Below are 19389 nucleotides of genomic sequence, written 5' to 3'. Positions count from 1 at the left end.
TAGGTACTAATATACTATTAAGTTTAGCATAATCTTGCTTTTGGCCATGATAATAATAACTAATACCAGATGGTAGCGTCATACTCGTCTGGGCGCCATCTTTCTCATAATAAACAACATTACCGAGTATTGTGTTCACAGTAACACTTACCGTTGCTCTAAGTTCACCATAAACCTTTGTAATTTGTCCGTCTTCTATTTTGACCCTATATGTTGGTCCAACCTGAATCTTTTTCTTATTACTAGCTGAAATAGTCATAATACCCTTATCTGTTAATATTTCATTATCTGCTAGATTATCATAAGAATCCGAATCATCTTGTATAATACAATCTGTATATAAATTAATCGCCTGCGAAAAATTTTCTTTAGTAGCACCCTTCATCTGCGTGCTAAGTAGCCTATCAAACATTACAGCTGCAGCGTTAATAGAAATCGTACCAGTAGTTCTTAAATTAAGTTTATCTGTTAGCTCTAAATCAGATGCTTTTTTTATATAATTAATAGGGAAACTTCCTGTTAAATCTGATTTTGAATAACCTAAAAGGTGTACCATATTAACACAAATATCTTGATAAGTTGCACTACTTGCTGGATGGAAATAACCATCATTTGTGCCATATAAAAGTCCCTCTCCAACAATAGCATTAACGTACCCACTAAGGACACTACCACTAGCTACATCTGGAAATATTGTTTTACCGCGAAGACTCGCTGCGCTATCACCCAACCCATCAGCTATAGCCATCGCCTTTATTAACTCACCATTTGTCATTTTTTTGTTAACATTCGTAACTGTACTGTCTATAATTCCAAGCTGTTTCATCTTTGTAACAGATGTTTTGTAATCTAACGTAGTTGCAAAAGCAAGATTAGGAACTATAACATTTATTAACATCGAAAACATTAATACAATACCCAAAAACGATTTTTTTATTTTCATTTTTACACCATCCTTTTATTTATTAAGAAATTATAGTGTTTTCCTATAATTTCTTTCCTTTGCCTTTTAACACGGTAAGAAAGTGTATATTACGTAAAATGCATATGAACAAGCGTTAGTAATTCTTGACTTATTTTACGTAAGATACGTTAAGAAAAGTACATGTTTGAGCGATAGCGAGTTTGTACTTTTTAGTATCTTTAAGTAAAATCAGTTTAGAATTACTCAGCGTCGTGAATTGCAGTTGTAGTAATATGTACTTTCTGCCCTTCATTTAAAAAGCTTTGACCCTCAGTTATTACTTGATCACCAAGTTTTATACCACTGACAATCTCAGTTTGTTCCGTATTTGATATTCCAACGACCACTTGTTTCTTTTTTAGTTTAGTAGCCTCAACTATATATACATATTGCACACTATTTTCTGTAAATATTGATCCGTTTGACACTACAGGTATATCTGTTTTTACAACACTTGGAAACTCAACTCTTAATATCATTCCTGGTTTTAATAAATTACCAGTATTCTCTATCTTAAGCTTTGCTGTATATAATTGTGTTTTAGCATCTGCAGAAGGACTTATGGTGTCTACTATGCCTTGTACAATTTTATTATTCATAGATGCTATTTGTACAGGGATTTTCTGATTTACTTTTACCTTTATAACATCTTTGTCTGTCATATTTACCTCAGCTCTTAGGCTACTTGTATCGATTATGGTAAATGCACTAACTGAACTTGCTACCACTTCGCCGACTTCAACATTTCTCTCAGATATAACTCCATTTATAGGTGATGTAATAGTAGCATTATTAATTTGTATTTGTGCTAAATCAAGTGACGCCTTAGCTTGCTGAACCTGACCTGCAGCCGCAGCATCAGTTTGTGGTCCTGTTTTTGATTTTAATAGTGATAAAGAGTCACTCGCGGTGCTAACCTGAAGCGATGCACTATCCATCTTTGATTTTGCGGAATCAAGTTCGCTTTTCGCAGAGTCTCCTATATTATATTGCTGATGAATTGTATTATAATTATTTTTCGCATCATTATATGCGGATCGTGCAATATCAGCTGCTGAATTTGCCGATATCAATTGCTGCGAGTATCCTGAATCACTGCTTTTAACAAGAGTTGCATTAGCAGTATCCAGGGCTGCTTTCGCTTGATTATATTGCGCCGTAAGCTCCAATTTATCTAAGGTGAATAAAACATCTCCTTTTTTTACGCTCTGGCCAATATTTGCATTTACAACATCAACTCTCCCGGCTATTTTAGAGGTAACCACCGTTTCAGTCGAAGCTGTTAATTCGCTTCCATATTTTGTAGTTGTTGTTATTGAAGATATGCTAACGGGAGTCGCCTTGACACTCTTTGAATTATCACTCGTAGTGACACTTTTACTTGCACACCCCACTCCTATTAAAGTTATACTCAAGATAAGACTTATTAATAAAAACCCTTTAATCCCTTTAAGCTTCATCATAATGTAACCCCTTCATCTTTTTTATTAGATATTTTTTTCTTTTTGGAAAAGAACTTTTCATTAAAATCATCCATTAATGTATATACTACGGGAATAATTACTGGTGAAATAAGTGTAGATGTAATCATTCCTCCTATAAGTGCAACAGCCATACCTACCCTAAATTCGCTGCCTTCAGCAGTAGCGAGTGCTGAGGGTAACATTCCAACTATCATAGTTACCGTAGTCATGATTATTGGTCTTAATCTTGTAACTCCAGATTCTAATAGTGCTTCTCTTAAAGGCATGCCTGTTTTCATAAGAGTCATTGTGTAATCTATTAATAATGTTCCGCTTTTAGCTGATAGACCATCAAGCATTATTAATCCAATAATTGAAACAATATTTAAAGCATTTCCTGTGATAGCTAGCCCTATTAATGCCCCAATTAATCCACAAGGTAATGAAAGCATCCTTAGTAAAGGCGTTAAAAAAGATTCATATAAAACAACTAATATCATATATACAAGCATAACGGATAGAGCCATAGCTTGAATTAGCGAAACAAATGATTCGTTCATCATCTTTTGGTCACCGCCATAATCTAGTTCATAATTGGCTGGCAGCGTAATTTCACTTACTTTTTTCTCAACCTCCGGTGTAATACTACCAAGAGGTCTTCCTTCAATATTAGCTGAAATGGTGCCCATTTCCTTACGGTTTAGTCTTAATGTTTGTTGTGGACTATCTGACATATAGATCTTTGCTAGTTGATCAAGAGAAAATTGCAGGCCGGCTGAATTAGCCACTTTTATTGTGGATAAATCCGCCATTGTGACTATTTGATCCTTAGCAAGCTTTACAACCACATCATATTCATCACCATTTTCCCTAAATACACCACCATCTACTCCTCCCTGGGACGTAGCACTAAGTGCTTTTGCTATCTCAGAAGGTGCAATTCCATATTTTGCAGTGGCAATCCGGTCAATTTCAACAGCGATTTGATTCTGATTCGCTTGAATATTGTTACTTACATCTATTATTCCTGGGACTCCCTGTATTGAATTCTGTACTTTAATACTTAATTGTTTTAAAACTTCCTTATCAGGCCCCGTTATATTTATTGCAATAGGCTTTCCTGAAGACCCTAGCGCACTAGACTCGTCTATAGATATATCAATTCCTGTAAGCCTTTTACTCCATTCACGTGCCTCTAAGGCAATCTGAGCTTGACCTTTTTTTCTTGATCCTTTTCCCACTAGATTAACATTAATTTGTGCAGAAGCTTCATTATTTCCATTACCGACAATGGTAAAGTAATTATTAACTTCTTTTATTGTCTTTAAATGCTGTTCAATCTCTTTAACTTTATCATTAGTAAGTTTAACATCACTATCTGCTCTAAGTTTTATATTAATTTTAAAGGCACTTTGATCCGTTGCAGTTGTAAATTCAGTTTTAATAAATTTAAGAGGAATTAATGCAATACTAAGCACCAATATCAATGATACAATACTCACTACCTGCCATCTGTGATCTAGAGCAAACAAAAGATATTTTTTATAAAAGGAATAAAATTTATCAGTTAATTTATCAACTATTCCTTTTATCTTATAAACTATTCCTTCTTTCTTGATTTTTTTATCCCTAAGCTCAACTTCTGAATTGTTTTCTTTTTTCTTTAATAATTTTGAAGCAAGCATAGGTGTAAGGGTAAAAGAAACAAGTAGTGAAAACAAGGCAGCAAAAACTACTGTAAGTCCAAACTGTTTAAAAAGTTGACCCATCATTCCTGACATAAAAGATATTGGTCCAAATACAACTACATCACATAAAGTTATGGATATAGCCGCCATACTTATTTCATTTCGCCCATCTAAAACTGCTTGCCTAAGAGGTTTCCCTAAATTTATGTGTCTTTGAATATTTTCAAGCACTACTACAGAGTCATCTACAAGAATACCTATGCAGAGGGATAAAGCTAGTAGTGACAGCATATTAAGTGTAAAACCAAAAAGAGACATCATTAAGACGGTTCCAATAAGGGATGTTGGTATTGCAATAAATATTATCAAAGAAGATTTTGTGCTTCTAAGGAAAAGAAACATAACTAAAATTGTTGTAATAACACCCTCAACAAGACCAGATTTAACCTCCTTAAGTGAGGACGTTATAAAGCTTGATGAATCCGTTGTTACCTCTAATGTTGTTTGCTTTGGAATACTCTCTTTTAAGACATCTAACTGTTTTTTTACAGCTGCAGCGGTTTTAACTATATTTGCGTCACTTTGTTTTTGAACAAATATACCTATAGAATTTTTTCCATTTAATCTTACGAATTCTGTTTTATCAGGATAATCTAATTTTACATCTGCAATTTCACCAAGTCTTATGGTTCCACCATTTGCCATTGGAATTTGGATGTTTTGTGCATCTTTTATATCTTTAAATTGAGCAAGTACTCTTATACTTTGATTAGAATCTCCTTGCTTAAATTGGCCTGCTGGTATATTTAAGTTTTCACTTTTAAGTTTAGAAGTTATGGTATTAATTGCTATTCCATACTTATCTAAAAGTACTTTGTCCACATTAACAACTAATTCTTTTTTATAAGCACCATCTAAAGTTACATTACCAACACCCTCAACTTTCTCTAATGATTTTTTTATTACATCTGTACTGTCATATAATTTACTATAAGGGAGCGAACTTGAGACAGAAAACATCATAATAGGAGCAGCCTTTGCATCCATCTTACTTATTACTGGTTTTTGAGCATCTGTAGGGAGTACTACTTTTCCTAAAGCTTGTTGAACATCCAAAAACGCAGTATTCATATCGACTCCCATTTTGAACGTAATTGTGGTAGAACCGTATCCTTCTGAAGATCCTGAATTCAGATTATCAATACCACTTATACCTGAAACTGCATCCTCTACCGGTTTAACTATATCATTTTCTATTTCTTCTGTACCAGCACCACCGTATACAGTTGATATGGTGATTATAGGCATATTCATTGAAGGAAGCAAATCTGCGCCAAGTTTTAAATATGCAGACACTCCTAGTACACCTATTAACAAAACCACCATAATAACGGCAATTGGCTTTTTTACGCAAAACTCTGTAATTTTCATTCTTGAATCCCCCTCTAAACTAATATGATTTAAATCTATTCCGAAAAGATTATGACTACTTTATTTACTAATATTTATAATACTTACGTTATATATACATATATGTTCATTGTTATAATATAAACAGATTTCTGCTATATTTTACACATATTTAATCACTTTATATACAGATTAAAGTCACAACTCTGTTACAAAGTTGTAACATTAGACAAAACATTAAAAGTAATCCTAACAAATTAATAAATTTTCAAAAATAGCATTATATAGCATTGAACAAAAGGAAAGGTTATAATGTAATTAATAAGACCGTAGGCTAAGCTTACGGCTTTAATTAAAAAATTAGAGGTATATTGCTATGAATAAAATACTTGTTATAGAAGACGATATAAAATTAAGCAGTTTTATAAAGGAATTTATCGAAAAATATGCATATAATGTAGTTTTAATAAATGACTTTAACAATATAGAAACTGAATTTTTTGAAACTAAACCAGATTTGATATTACTTGATATAAATCTTCCCTATTCAGATGGATTTCAGCTTTGCAGGGCTTTTAGGAGAGAATCTGATGTACCAATAATATTCATATCAGCCCGTAGTAGTGAATTTGAGCAAATCAGAGGGTTAGAAATGGGAGCGGATGACTACATCGTGAAACCCTTCAGTTTTGAACTTTTATTAGCTAAGATTCAAGTATCATTCAGAAGGGTCCGTGGGGAGTACAACAGCTCTAACGGATTACTATTAAACAAAAAAAACTTTGAAATAAGTGTTAATAATAATGTATTGGAATTATCAAAAAAAGAATTTCAGTTGTTAAATAAACTTGTATTAAATGAGGATGTTATAGTCACTAGAGATGAACTATTAGAGGAATTATGGGATGAAACATTTTTTGTAGATGATCACACCTTAACCGTCAATGTAACAAGGCTAAGAAATAAATTAGCTGTGCTTGGGCTTGGGGATGTCATTAAAACTAAAAGAGGGTTAGGTTATATATATCAAAGCAAAGTGTCTGAATCATGATTAAAAAAATATTTATTAATTTTATAAAAGATAATTTAGGATACATTTTTTCCTTTTATTTGAGTATAAGCATACTAATTATTTATTATAAATTAACGGTACATATATCAGAAATATTCTATCCACTGCTAATAGTTTCCACAATATTTATTATCCATATGGTTATAGAGTGGATTAAATACTACAATTTTAATATAAATGTTCAAGACTCGGAAAACTTAGAAATGAATAAGATTTTCCAAATAACAAATCAGCAAAAGTATTTTTATGACATATTAAAAAACACTCAAAAAAAATATCAAAAGGAAATATCTAAAACTAATTCAGAAGAAATCGCCTTTAGATATTTTTTCTCCCAATGGGTACATAACATGAAAACTCCGGTTTCTATAATAAGCTTAGCATTACAAAAATTTGAAAGTGAGCATCTAGAGTCGCGAGATATGCCATTAGCTATCTTTGCCATGGAGATAAAAGAAGAAAATGATAAACTTCACAATGGACTTGAACAACTTTTAAACATATTAAGAATGAATGAGTTTGTACGTGACTATGAGCCAGAAGCAGTAGATCTTATAGATTCCCTAAAGGAGATTATCAATTTTAAAAAGAGCTTATTTATATATAATAAAGTATTTCCTCAAATTGAGCATAAAGAGGGTAACATTAAGGTCTTCACTGATAAAAAATGGAATAAGTTTATGATAGAACAAATAATAAATAATGCCGTTAAATACTCTGCAATAAAAGGCGAAAATAAGAATATAAAATTTATAATAGAAAAAACGGATAAATGCGTAAATCTTAAAATTGTAGATGAAGGTGTAGGAATTCCCCAAAGTGATATTAATAGGGTTTTCGAACCGTTTTTTACAGGGGAAAATGGAAGGAAATATAGAGATGCTTCGGGTATAGGTCTGTACATAAGTTCACTTCTCGCAAAAAATTTAAAGCATAAAATTCAAATACAATCAGAAAAAAATCTTGGAACCACAGTTACAATAACATATTTAATTGATTATTAAAGAGGTGATTAAATGGAGATTTTAAAGGGTATTAATATAGTTAAAACCTTTAATAGTGAATTTGACGATAACTCACATAATGTGCTTAATGGACTAGATATAGAAATACATGAAGGTGAATTTGCTGCGATAATGGGCTCCTCTGGCAGCGGAAAAACAACTTTATTAAATATATTTAGCGGAATAGATAAGCCTACCACTGGGGAAGTTGAGATAATGGGAGTTAATGTAACAAATTTAAATGATAATAAAAGAGCTATCTTCAGAAGAGAAAAATTAGGAATGATATTTCAAGACTTTAATCTTTTAGAAGATCTTACCTTAAAAGAAAATGCAGTACTTCCTCTTTTAATGCAAGGAAAAAAACAAATAAGTATTGATAAAGAGGTGGATGATCTTTTTAACCTTATGAATATATATGATATTAAAGACAAGTATCCTCGAAATGTTTCACAGGGTCAAAAGCAGAGAGCTGCTTCATGCAGAGCCTTAGCTACCAATCCAAAAATAATATTTGCAGACGAGCCCACTGGAAATTTGGACTCAAAAGCAGCAAAAAAATTTATGAATTATATGAAACTTATAAATAGTGAAAGAAAAGTAACTCTTTTGCTTGCCACTCACGATTCTCTTACAGCAAGTTTCTGTTCAAGAGTAATTTTTATAAAAGATGGGAATATTTTTGCAGATATCTATAAAAAGGAGGCGGATAAGAGATTTAATAACAAGATATTAGATTGTCTTGTTATTATGGGTGGCGATGACTAATGAATTATTATATCATGGCTAAAAACTCCTTAAGAAGAAATATGCGAAAGCAGATAACTTTTTTAATTACTTGCATAATTTCTAGTACGCTACTCTTTTTATATACAACTTTAATTTATAATAATGGAACTGTACTAATTTCACTACCACTTGTATTTGGTAGTCTTATATTCACTGCCTCCCTGGGCAATATTATAATATTATTAAGCTTTTTTACTATCTACTCATACAGTTCTTATATAAAATTAAGAAGCACAGAGTTCAAAATAATGTTACTTATTGGAACTACCAAAAGTGAACTAGCATTATGTTTATTATTTGAAAATCTAATTTTAATGTTTGTATGCATGTCTATCGGAATCCTTTTAGGAACAATATTCTCAAAGTTCTTTTTTCTTTTAGTAATTAATTACTTAAACTTTCCAAATTTAGGAATTTCCCTAAGTTCAGTAAACTATATGTCTACTTTTGAGTTTTTTATAATTATCTACGTTATTATAACTTTAAGGACTACATACCTATTAAAAGATATGCATACTGTTAATAATTTCATAGTAATTAAGCCAAAAAATATAATTAGTAAAAAAATCAAACTGATTATATACCTGTTTTTTATTATAACAGATGTTTGTTGTATGATATACCAAACACGAATCGGAAGTAATAGTTTTTACCTTTATACTTGGATAGATTGTTTATTGATGATTTATGGATTAGTTTTCTACGGTAATAAACTTATACCTTTAGCAATAAATAAAGGACATCATTTTCACAAAAATATTTTTTTATTGATAAAACAATCTGCCACAAATATTGAAAAAGATAAGGTATTCATATTTATATTGGCCTGTGTTAGTTTTTTGTTTATAAATTTTAATTTGATTTGTGAATACGCAATATCTATTAACCATTCCGTAATGTCTATTAATGAACTAAAAGTATTAAGACTTATAACATTTTTAACAAATTTATTGTTTTTCACTATATCCTCTAGTATAACTTATTTTAAATTTCAAATGGAGTTAGTTAATATTAATAAGTATTTTAAACAATTATATATGATTGGTATAACAAAAGAAGAATTTGATTTATTGATTATATATAGACTTAGAAGTTTATTTTTCCTTCCCTGTACACTTTGTGCAATTACAAGCATAATATTAGTATTAACTATGCATATTCAGCATGTTAACCTTAATGAATTTATTATTGTAACATCTTATTTTTTCAATATTTATGATTATAAAAAAGCTGTAAGATTGTATATGGAATCATTCCCGTTGTAGATGAACACTAACCTTAAATTCAAAATAAGCCTTTTAAAGAAGGAAACCCTTCTTTAAAAGGCTTATTTTTTTGTAGTTTAGTAACAATATTGCAGCGACCCAGGAGATGATTAATGAATAGCTCCCAGTATTGTTCTATTTGCTCCAATCCATCCTATACCTATAGTATTATCTCCTTTGATAAAATATGAAATAGGATTATTGTCATCATCATAACCTGTTTTATACACTTTCCACCCATAAGAATTTAATACTTTAGCGTAATCTGTGTATTCAGAATTACTTATAGCATAAAAATATTCAACGTAATCCTTATCACTGCTAACTACATAATTATCATATTTAAGTCCTGTAGGTTGTGGTACATCAGCCAATAATGGAAGGAAATTGGTTGTGTTACTTGTTATACTATTAATTTGTGAAAGTGTTTTTTCATTACTAGTCGCTAAAAATGGTTTAACTTCATTAATAGGTATTACAAATCCTATATTTCCTGCTGAATCGAATCCTGAATAAGTTATTCCTATTACATTCCCTAACATATCAAATAATGGTCCACCACTTGATCCATAAGTGATACTTGCCGTAGTTTGAATATCGTTTCCTCTTTCATTTTTTCTATTAATTCCACTTACAATCCCTGTACTTAAAGAATTAGTATAACCCTGTGGGCTTCCAATTGCAGCTACATTATCGCCTACTTCTACATTATCACTCCCCCCTAAAGTAGCGGTGCTTAGATTAGTAGCATTTGATAATTGAAGTACCGCTATATCTTGTTTTTCATTATAATTCAAAACACTTTTAACATCATATTTTGTACCATTTTGAAGTGTAACGCTTGCATATGATGATCCTTTAATAACATGAAAATTAGTAACAATAACGCCAGTAGACTTTACTATAAATCCACTACCACTAGCAATAGAATTGTGATTTTTATCACTTACATCTACATAAACAACTGCATTCCCATATTTATTTATAATTTGCTTAGCAGTTAATTCACCAGTTACAGCTACTTGCGTAGTATCATCTAGACTTTTATCCTGTGCACCATAATTAATTGCTTTATTATTACCCTTATAAACTACAGCGGGTATAATACTTGCGCTTACAGTTTTTCCTGTAACATTATCTATCCAATTTCCCTCGAAATTTTTAACATAAATTAATCCACCGGAAACTATGTCATTATTAATTTCAGTAAAATTCGCTACATCATTAGCATAATCTAAACTTATAGCCTTATTTCCTATTACAACGGTGCCACTTGCCATAGCACCAAAAGACGTAATATATGTTGATCCCGCTATAATTATTGTTGCAAGGAGTGACCTTATAATTTTTTTATTCATACTATTTTACCTCCATCATTTGTTTTAGATTTCTTTAGTTATAATCAATAAGAACAGCATATTTATATCCACTATTGGCACTGTTTTTTGATAAATTTAGGATTCACTCTTTAATTTTCGGAAATATTTGATTAAACTTGAACTTTTTTAAATTTCCAAGTAAATTTTTCACTACTTTCACCTTCCATTCATGTTTATTAGAGCTATAAAATATCATTAATTTATATTGTATTTTTGCATTCTATAAATCAAGGCTTGTACCGTTTGGTTTCGTAGTATTATAAGGATCAAATATATTCCTCATTTGAATTTCATCCATTGCTTAGCAATCATTAATTATTCTATTTACAAATACTTGCTTTATCTTGTGTAATCTACTCACAACATTAATCTATCAATTAATCAAATATATTCATCAATTAACACTTCTTACTAATACTGATAATTATACAATATAAAAATGTACGAAAGCAAACATTTTTTGTCTGTTTTCGTACATTTAAATAGGTTTTCTTTCACTTTCTATGTATATACATATAAATCTAAAAGTGATAGTATATATTAATGATAAAATATTTTAATAAGACTATTTTCATGGTATAATAAGAGGTTGCTAAAAAAAATATATAAGGTTGTGAATATTTATGAAGAATATTTTGAGAAGTTGTAAAACATATATAAAAAGTGCTTCGAATAGCTCTAGGATATATATAAAAAGGGTTTTTATATATCATAAGACCCATATAAAAAAGGTATTTATATATTGTGCAGTGCATATGAAAAATATTTTGAAAGGTTATAAAATAAATAATAAAAATGTTTCTAGAATTTATAGGAGAGATATTAAAAATATCTTAACAAACCGTGCGACATTAATCATGATGATAGGACTAATTTTAGTACCCCCACTTTATGCCTGGTTTAATATTAGGGCGGGTTGGGATCCATATTTAAATACTAAAGGAATTTCGGTTGCAATTGTTAATCTTGATAAAGGCTCTGAATTAAGAAATGTTAAAGTTAATATTGGCAATAATGTTGTAAAAAGTTTAAAAACCAATCAATCTATTGGTTGGACTTTTGTAAGTGAGAGTCAGGCTAAACAAGGTATTAAATATGGTAAATACTATGCCAGCTTAACTATGCCAAAAGATTTTTCAAAGGATCTTCTTTCTGTTGCTACTAGTGACACTCCAACAAAGGCAAAACTAATTTATACTGTTAATGAAAAAAGAAATGCTATAGCTCCAAAACTCACGAAGAAAGGTGCAACTGCTCTGCAGTCAGAAATCACCAAAAACTTCATTGAAACATCTAGTGGAACAATTCTTTCTTTCCTCACTCAAATTGGAGTTGAGCTAGAAAATAATAAACCACAACTTAAAAGTCTTGCTGATATGATGATTAACCTGGATGATAAGATGCCTAAAATCAAAAAATCCATGGATAATGTTTATGGACAATCTATACTACTTCAAAAATATATGCTTAATGTTAAGAAGAATCTTCCTATTATGACTGATGGAATTGGAGATGCTTTGACCATTACTAAGACAAGCAATGGATACATAGAAAAGTCAAAAGATTCACTGAAAGCTGTCTCTCCAATTATTCAGAAAGATCTTTCCACAATAAAGGGTATATCAGATACTGCTGCATCTTCTTTAAATGAACTTAATGACTTAAGCCCATCAAATAACGCTGTTATTAAAGAGGTTTTAGTTAAGACCCGAGACAAATATGGTGACGCAGTACAGACTATAGATAATGTATCAAGTCTAAATAGGTCACTTAATAATTTTTTAAACAGTACAGCTATTGGTACTTTAATTTCTAACCTTTCAGATGCTCGAGATGAAATGACAACCCAGCAAGCCAATATCAATGCTATGGTTAACACCGTCGACCGTGGTAATCAGGTCGTAACTAGTGATATAAATACTGCAAAGAAAGCTGCCAATAAGTCTTCTAATTCAATAACTAATATAATGGATGATTTTAAAACTACAATTGATCCAAAGATTGATAATGCTATGAAAAACACAAAAGAATTATCAACTAATGCAGTTAATATGCTACAGAATATACAAAACGAAATGCCCCTAATTAATAGCACACTTGGGCAAACCAATAGTCAAATAAACTCAAGCATAAAAAGTTTAAATACAGTAAGGAATAATTTTCCGAAAGCATCACAATATCTACATACAAACACAGAAAAATTAAGAGGTCTTACTGATGATAAAAAACTTAATGAAATTATAAATATGTTAAAAAAAGATGGTGCAAAGGAAAGTGACTTCTTATCAAACCCCATAGCAATAAAACAAAACAGCATATATCCAATACCTAATTATGGTTCAGCTATGTCGCCATTTTATACTACGCTTGCTATTTGGGTAGGTGCGCTTCTAATGCACTCCTTATTATCAGTTGAGGTTAAAAAATTTGAAGATGGCACAATTTTAAGTACAAGAGAAAAATTTTTGGGAAGATATTTTACCTTCTTAACTATTGCAATTATGCAAACTTTAGTAACAATAGTCGGTAACCTCCTTTTACTAAAAACCTATGTTGTATCGCCTATTATACTTATACTATTCGGTATTTATGTAAGCATAGTATTTCTTACGATTATCTATTCATTTGTATGTGTTTTGGGAAATATAGGTAAAGCTTTGATTGTTGTAGTGATGGTACTACAAATTTCTGCCTCAGGAGGAACGTTTCCAGTAGAATTATTGGGTAGTTTCTTTCAATTTATACACCCTATGCTTCCATTTACTTATGCTATAGGGGGAATGAGGGAAACAGTAGCAGGAATTATACCCTCAGTGTTAATTAGTCATGTATTAACACTATCCAAATATTTAGTTGTCTGTTTCATTCTTGCATTTATATTACAAGAAAGAATGAATAAAATAAATTCGATATTTATAAAAGAATTTAATAAAAGTGGTTTAGCTGAGTAAATGCTTCAGCTGAGTAATAGTAAAATATATATGTAAGGTTGTGGCTGTTTATGAAGAAAATTTTTAAAGGTCCTAGAATAAATATAAAAAATGTTTTAAAAATTTATAGGAGAGATATAAAAAGTATACTCTGCAGTTATGTAACACTAATTATAATAGTTGGGATATCTTGCTTACCAGCACTTTATGCATGGTTTAATATTCAAGCAGGTTGGGACCCATATTCAAAGACTAAAGGGCTTTTAGTTGCTGTTGTTAATTTAGATACTGGATCAAAACTAAAGGATACTAAAGTTAACATTGGAAATGATTTGGTAAAAAAATTGAAAACTAATGAATCTATTGGTTGGACCTTTGTAAATGAGAGTGAGGCTAAGGAGGGTGTAAAATATGGTAAATATTATGCCAGTTTTGTTATTCCTAAGGACTTTTCAAAGGATTTCCTTTCTATTACATCTTATACTGATCCAATCAAAGCAAAATTAATTTATACTGTAAATGAAAAAGAGAATGCTGTAGCTCCGAAAATCACAGGCAGTGGCGCAACTTCCCTGCAAGAACAAATAACACAAACTTTTATCGAAACAGCTAGTGAAACACTATTTACTTATCTTAACCAAGTTGGAGTCGATCTTGCAAAAGACAAACCAAAACTTGAAAGTCTTATCGATATGGTTATTAGTGCAGATGATAATATGCCTAAAATCGGAAGTTCCATAGATAATGTTTACACGGAAGCTTTAATGTTTCAAAAACTTATGAAAAATGTTAGGGGCGATATCCCTACTATATCTGGTGCCATAGACAATACTCTAGATCTTACTAAAACAGGCAATACATATGCGCAAAAAGGGAAAAATTCACTACAAACAGTATCTCCGATTGTAAAAGCAGACCTTGCTCTTATAAAAAACAAAGCAGATGATGCTGAATCCTTATTAACTGACTTTCAAGACTCAAAATCATCAAATAATAGTGCTTTAATTAAAGCTCGTGATAAGTATACAGATGGTATACAGAAAATTGATAACGTACTCGCTCTAAATAAATCAATAAATAATTCCCTAAACAGTAGTGTTATTGGAAATTTCATTAATCGTCTCACAAGTGTTAAAAATGAGATGACAAAGCAGAAGGCTGATGTTAATTCTATGATTGATACCGTAGATCATGGTAATACAGTCCTAACTAGTGATATAACCGCTGCGGTGCAAGGCGCTAATAAAGCTTCAGGATTAATCAATAACACAATGAATCTTTTCGACAGGGAAACCAGCGACGTAATTGATGATGCGATGAACAATGCAAGTGGTTTATCAAATGGTGCAACGAGTATGTTACAAAATATGCAAGGCAATATGCCTCTCATTACTAGCATGCTTGATCAAACCAATACTCAGTTTGACGCAGGCATAGATAGTTTAAAGGAAATAAAGGATAAGTTCCCAAACCTTCAAAAGGATATACATTCAAATGCACAAAAGTTAAAAAAACTTACTGATGATGAAAAAATTAATGAACTTATAAAAATATTAAAAAGAGATGGTAAAAAGGAAAGTGACTTCTTAGCAAACCCAATAGAACTCGTACAAAATAGAGTCTATCCAATTCCTAATTATGGTTCAGCTATGACTCCATTTTACACTATACTTGCTATTTGGGTAGGTGCATTTATATTAGTTTCAATATTGTCAGTTCATATTAAAGATTTTAAGGATGGCACACTTTTAACTACAAAAGAAAAATTTTTGGGAAGATATTTTACATTTGTAAGTATTGGAATTCTTCAAACTTTAATAACTATAGCAGGTAATCTATTTATTCTAAAAACTTATGCCGTTTCCCCTATAATACTTACACTCTTTGGAGTATATGTTAGTATTGTGTTCACTACCATTATCTATACATTCGTATCTGTTTTAGGTAATGGAGGTAAGGCTCTCACTATGATAGCACTGGTACTACAAGTTTCCGGATCCGGAGGAACATTTCCAATAGAATTATTGGGTGATTTCTTTCAATATATAAACCCTATGATGCCATTTACTTATGCCATAGGAGGAATGAGGGAAGCAACGGCAGGGATTATACCCGATGTGTTAGTTAAGAATATGTTAATATTAGCTATATATTTTATTATTTTTTTACTTCTTGGACTTTTCTTAAAAGAAAAAATAAATAAAAAAACTGCTGGTTTTGTAAAGCAGTTTCATAAAAGTGGTCTAACAGGTGAATAACCTATTGCGAATATCACAACAAAAAATGCATGAACCAGATAAATATTATTTATCTGGTTCATGCATTTTAAGAGGTGCTTTTTTTATTTTACTTCCGGTATTTCAACTTCTATAGTATATAGATTCCCTTTGTAAAAGCCTGTTATCGTTGTTTTTCCGGGTTTTACCGCTGTTACAAGTCCAATATTTGCATCTACTTTAGCTATCGCAGAATTGCTAGATGTCCAAGTTGTATCAGTTGTTACATCTATATCTTTATTTCCATATTGATCTACACCGAGTAATGTAATCCGCCCTGTCGTTTCATTAACAACATTTCCATATTCGTCTCTACCAATTATTAATTGTGTTCCTGCTAAATCTTTGTTTTCATCAACAGTATCTTTAATTGCTACTGTTGAAGGAGTAACTATAGATGCGTCATCAGAGAATGTTAGATTTATCGAATCTGTTTTCCCATTAGCTGTAAGAACACTTATTGTTATAATTGTATCACTACCAATACCCGTTGTAGCGGTATTTACACCCGCCTTTGCCTTAACATTTATTACTGATCCATCTGTAGTTACAGTAACTAATTTAGAATCAGAAATTACGTGAAGAGCATTGGTCGGCACATCAATATCTCCATCATTTACTTTATAAGTTAATGCTACTGATCCATCCAAAACATCATTATTAGCATCATTATATACTTTGTATTTATTTTCATTAAATACTATTGTATTTATATTTGTATTATCGCCAATGCTTATATTTGCAGTTGCTGTTATAGCAGGCTCAGTTAATGATTTCACAACTATTGTATCAATTCCTGTTGCTTCGCCAAAATATGTTATATACATTTTTTTGGCTCTATCATCATAAGAAACTGTTGCAGTAGTTTTTGATCCATATAATACTTTTACCATAGTAGGATCAGTGATAGCTTTTCCATATTGGTCAAGTATAACTATTTCTTTTTTAACACTAGCTCCTGAAATTGTTGAAATTTTATTATCTGCAAGTGTTATAGATTTCACTTTACTCTTTGCCCTTACAGTTACGTCTAGTGTGTCTTTAATAACGTCCGTAGAACTTATTGTTTTGTTTCCAACTTTTACTACGAGTGTTGTGTCTGATTGTAAACTATTAACTGATGTAGCATTTGGAGCGAATTTTACAGCTATCCCCTCTGCATCTTCTGTTGTAGCATCTATAATAACTCCTCTTGCATCATGTTTATAATAAACAATACTTGCAAAGCTATCAAAATTAGTGCCTTCTTTATTTTTAGCCTCAATAGTCCATCCCGAAGTACCTGGAATTATTTCATCACCCTTGTTGTCAACTACACCTATAACCCTATAAACAGGAGTCATCTCATTCGCTATTATACTATTGTCTGTTATATTATTTCCAAGTTCAATAGACTCAAGTGATGTGACTTCTGAAATAGCTACTACATCCTTCATTGCAACTGTACCATTAACGCTTAGCCTTACTATGTAATTTCCAGCTTCTTTTGCATTAAATCTTAATGATTTAACTGGTCTCGTAGTTGATGGTTTTCCATCTATATCGAGCTTTTCAACTATTAAGTTATTATCTAATACTCCATTTCTATAAACTAAAGCCGTAACATTATTACCATTTTCCTGTATAACCTCATTATGAGCATTTCTTATAAGTAAATTTGTTACTGTCTTCGTATTAACTTTAAGTTTTGGTAATGTTATAGAATCAATAGTTGTTGCAATTCCATTTACTGTAGTTGTCACATCAAATTTTGTTGCCTTTATAGTGCCTTCTGCGTCAAATGTCGTTCCTACATATGGAGTAACTTCATATGTTCCCTCTTTTGTCGATTTAGCACTTATTATTATATCATTTTTATTAGCATCACTGCCTCCGCGAAGACTCGCCGTAACTGTTACATCACTAGCAACTGTACCACTTGTTTTAGGATTTATATTAAATTTAATCATATCAGTTGTTAATATAGCACCATCATTTTGTGTTATTTTATTATAAATAATATCTTCATTATTAAATTCGGTAACAGGTCTTTCAGAGGTTAAATTAAGTTGCGAGAGTTTAGCCTCAGATACCTGGACTGAATATGTAGCTTTTGCACCATTAATAATATTATAAGCACTTATAATTATGAACCCCGGTTTTATAGCTTTAAATGTAGTTGTATTTGAATTTTTATCTAATGTAGTTTTACCACTATTAAGTTCAGAATTAGTATCAAGTAAATCTCCACCCTGCTCAACTACCCATCTTAATTTATTAGCTGTTAAATCTGTTGGATTATTATATTGGTCACGTACATCAGCACTCAAAGTTACCGCTGCATCCTCAATTGACACACTACCCATTGATGAAGCTACCCCTAGAATTGATTTAGGCGTTATTGCTACATCTTTTTCTACCACAAAATTAGTGCTTACTTCCGATATTAATTTTGCGCTTGAAGTAGTTACATCTTTATCAAATTTATCAAGTTTTATTACTACAACATCATTTTCAACTAAATCTTTGTCTAATGTTATTTTTGCCATATTATTATCTGTTGTTAATTTCACCTGCGTATCACTTAAAGGCATTCCATTTATCGTTGCTGTCACCTTATATGAAGAATCTGTTTTTATATCATACGCTTCACCATACTGGTCTAATGCTGTTAGATAGATAACCTTCGATATATTAGTAATTGCATTTGTGATACTTGTAAATGTTTTTGGATATGATGTTTCTTTAACAGCTGTTACACTTGTATCCGCAGCATCAAATTTAGTTTCTCGTTCAGTATTTTTATAAACTACAGCCGGTATTAGTCCCGCCGAAGTAGTTTCTCCTGTAAGATTATCTATCCATTTTCCATCAAAATCTTTAACATAAATTGCTCCACCTGCGATTATTGCACTCGTGATTTCAGAAGTATTAATTAAGTCATTAGCATACGCTAAATCAAAAGCTTTATTTCCTATTACAACTGTTCCATTGTCCATTGCTGCAAAAGCGGTGAAAGATGTTGATCCAGCTATTATTAACGCAGCAAGTGTTGAACTTGTAATTTTCTTATTCATATATTTATGCCTCCGTTTATTTACATTTATCTTTTGATATTATTTTATAATTTTTATGCTTTATTTTTATACTTGTTTACACTTATATAACGC

The 19389-nt window shown here is 31.1% G+C and carries 11 protein-coding genes; 6 read left to right on the top strand and 5 right to left on the bottom strand.

From position 1 onward, the window contains the following. The 3 genes from KPL54_RS24345 to KPL54_RS24335 form a co-directional block, all read right to left on the bottom strand. Positions 1–943, bottom strand: a 943-nt coding sequence (locus KPL54_RS24345) for an S-layer homology domain-containing protein (RefSeq protein WP_216109090.1), incomplete at its 3' end; no start/stop codon positions are given. A gap of 221 nt (positions 944–1164) precedes the next feature. After that, positions 1165–2427: an efflux RND transporter periplasmic adaptor subunit gene (locus KPL54_RS24340; protein ID WP_216109089.1), complete on the bottom strand. Its 1263-nt coding sequence runs from the start codon at positions 2425–2427 to the stop codon at positions 1165–1167. Continuing rightward, positions 2424–5546 (bottom strand): efflux RND transporter permease subunit, encoded by a 3123-nt coding sequence (locus tag KPL54_RS24335; protein WP_216109088.1) that lies wholly within the window; start codon positions 5544–5546, stop codon positions 2424–2426. Before KPL54_RS24335 ends, KPL54_RS24340 begins: the two co-directional genes overlap by 4 nt. 355 nt (positions 5547–5901) lie before the next feature. Between KPL54_RS24335 and KPL54_RS24330 the strand changes: the two genes are divergently transcribed. The 4 genes from KPL54_RS24330 (at position 5902) to KPL54_RS24315 (ending at position 9655) form a co-directional block, all read left to right on the top strand. Beyond that, positions 5902–6576, top strand: a complete 675-nt coding sequence (locus KPL54_RS24330; RefSeq protein ID WP_216109087.1) for a response regulator transcription factor — start codon at positions 5902–5904, stop codon at positions 6574–6576. Between the two features lie 224 nt (positions 6577–6800). Further along, entirely contained in the window at positions 6801–7601 is an 801-nt protein-coding gene (locus tag KPL54_RS24325; protein WP_216109086.1) for a sensor histidine kinase, read from the top strand. A gap of 12 nt (positions 7602–7613) precedes the next feature. Then, the gene (locus tag KPL54_RS24320) at positions 7614–8369 is read left to right on the top strand and encodes an ABC transporter ATP-binding protein (protein WP_216109085.1); all 756 of its coding nucleotides are present in this window, start codon (positions 7614–7616) and stop codon (positions 8367–8369) included. Further along, a complete protein-coding gene (locus KPL54_RS24315; protein ID WP_216109084.1) occupies positions 8369–9655 on the top strand; it encodes an FtsX-like permease family protein in 1287 nt (428 codons plus the stop codon). The genes KPL54_RS24320 and KPL54_RS24315 overlap by 1 nt, the downstream gene beginning before the upstream one ends. A gap of 110 nt (positions 9656–9765) precedes the next feature. Here KPL54_RS24315 and KPL54_RS24310 read toward each other — a convergent pair whose 3' ends face one another. Further along, positions 9766–11013 carry a S1C family serine protease gene (locus tag KPL54_RS24310; RefSeq protein WP_216109083.1) on the bottom strand — a complete coding sequence of 416 codons (1248 nt, stop codon included), beginning with the start codon at positions 11011–11013 and terminating at the stop codon, positions 9766–9768. 776 nt (positions 11014–11789) lie between these two features. On the opposite strand from KPL54_RS24310, the gene KPL54_RS24305 reads away from it, so the two are divergent. Then, complete coding sequence (locus tag KPL54_RS24305) at positions 11790–13985, top strand: YhgE/Pip domain-containing protein (RefSeq protein ID WP_216109082.1); 2196 nt, start codon at positions 11790–11792, stop codon at positions 13983–13985. Positions 13986–14035: 50 nt separating this feature from the next. Next, positions 14036–16222 carry a YhgE/Pip domain-containing protein gene (locus KPL54_RS24300; RefSeq protein WP_216109081.1) on the top strand — a complete coding sequence of 729 codons (2187 nt, stop codon included), beginning with the start codon at positions 14036–14038 and terminating at the stop codon, positions 16220–16222. A gap of 83 nt (positions 16223–16305) precedes the next feature. Here KPL54_RS24300 and KPL54_RS24295 read toward each other — a convergent pair whose 3' ends face one another. Then, the gene (locus KPL54_RS24295; protein WP_216109080.1) at positions 16306–19296 is read right to left on the bottom strand and encodes an Ig-like domain-containing protein; all 2991 of its coding nucleotides are present in this window, start codon (positions 19294–19296) and stop codon (positions 16306–16308) included. Positions 19297–19389: the final 93 nt, after the last annotated feature.

The sequence above is a fragment of the Clostridium estertheticum genome, assembly GCF_018861295.1.
Lineage (GTDB): Bacteria > Bacillota > Clostridia > Clostridiales > Clostridiaceae > Clostridium_AD > Clostridium_AD estertheticum_D.
Note: the sequence above shows the minus strand (reverse complement) of the source record. Positions and strands in the feature narration are given on the sequence as shown.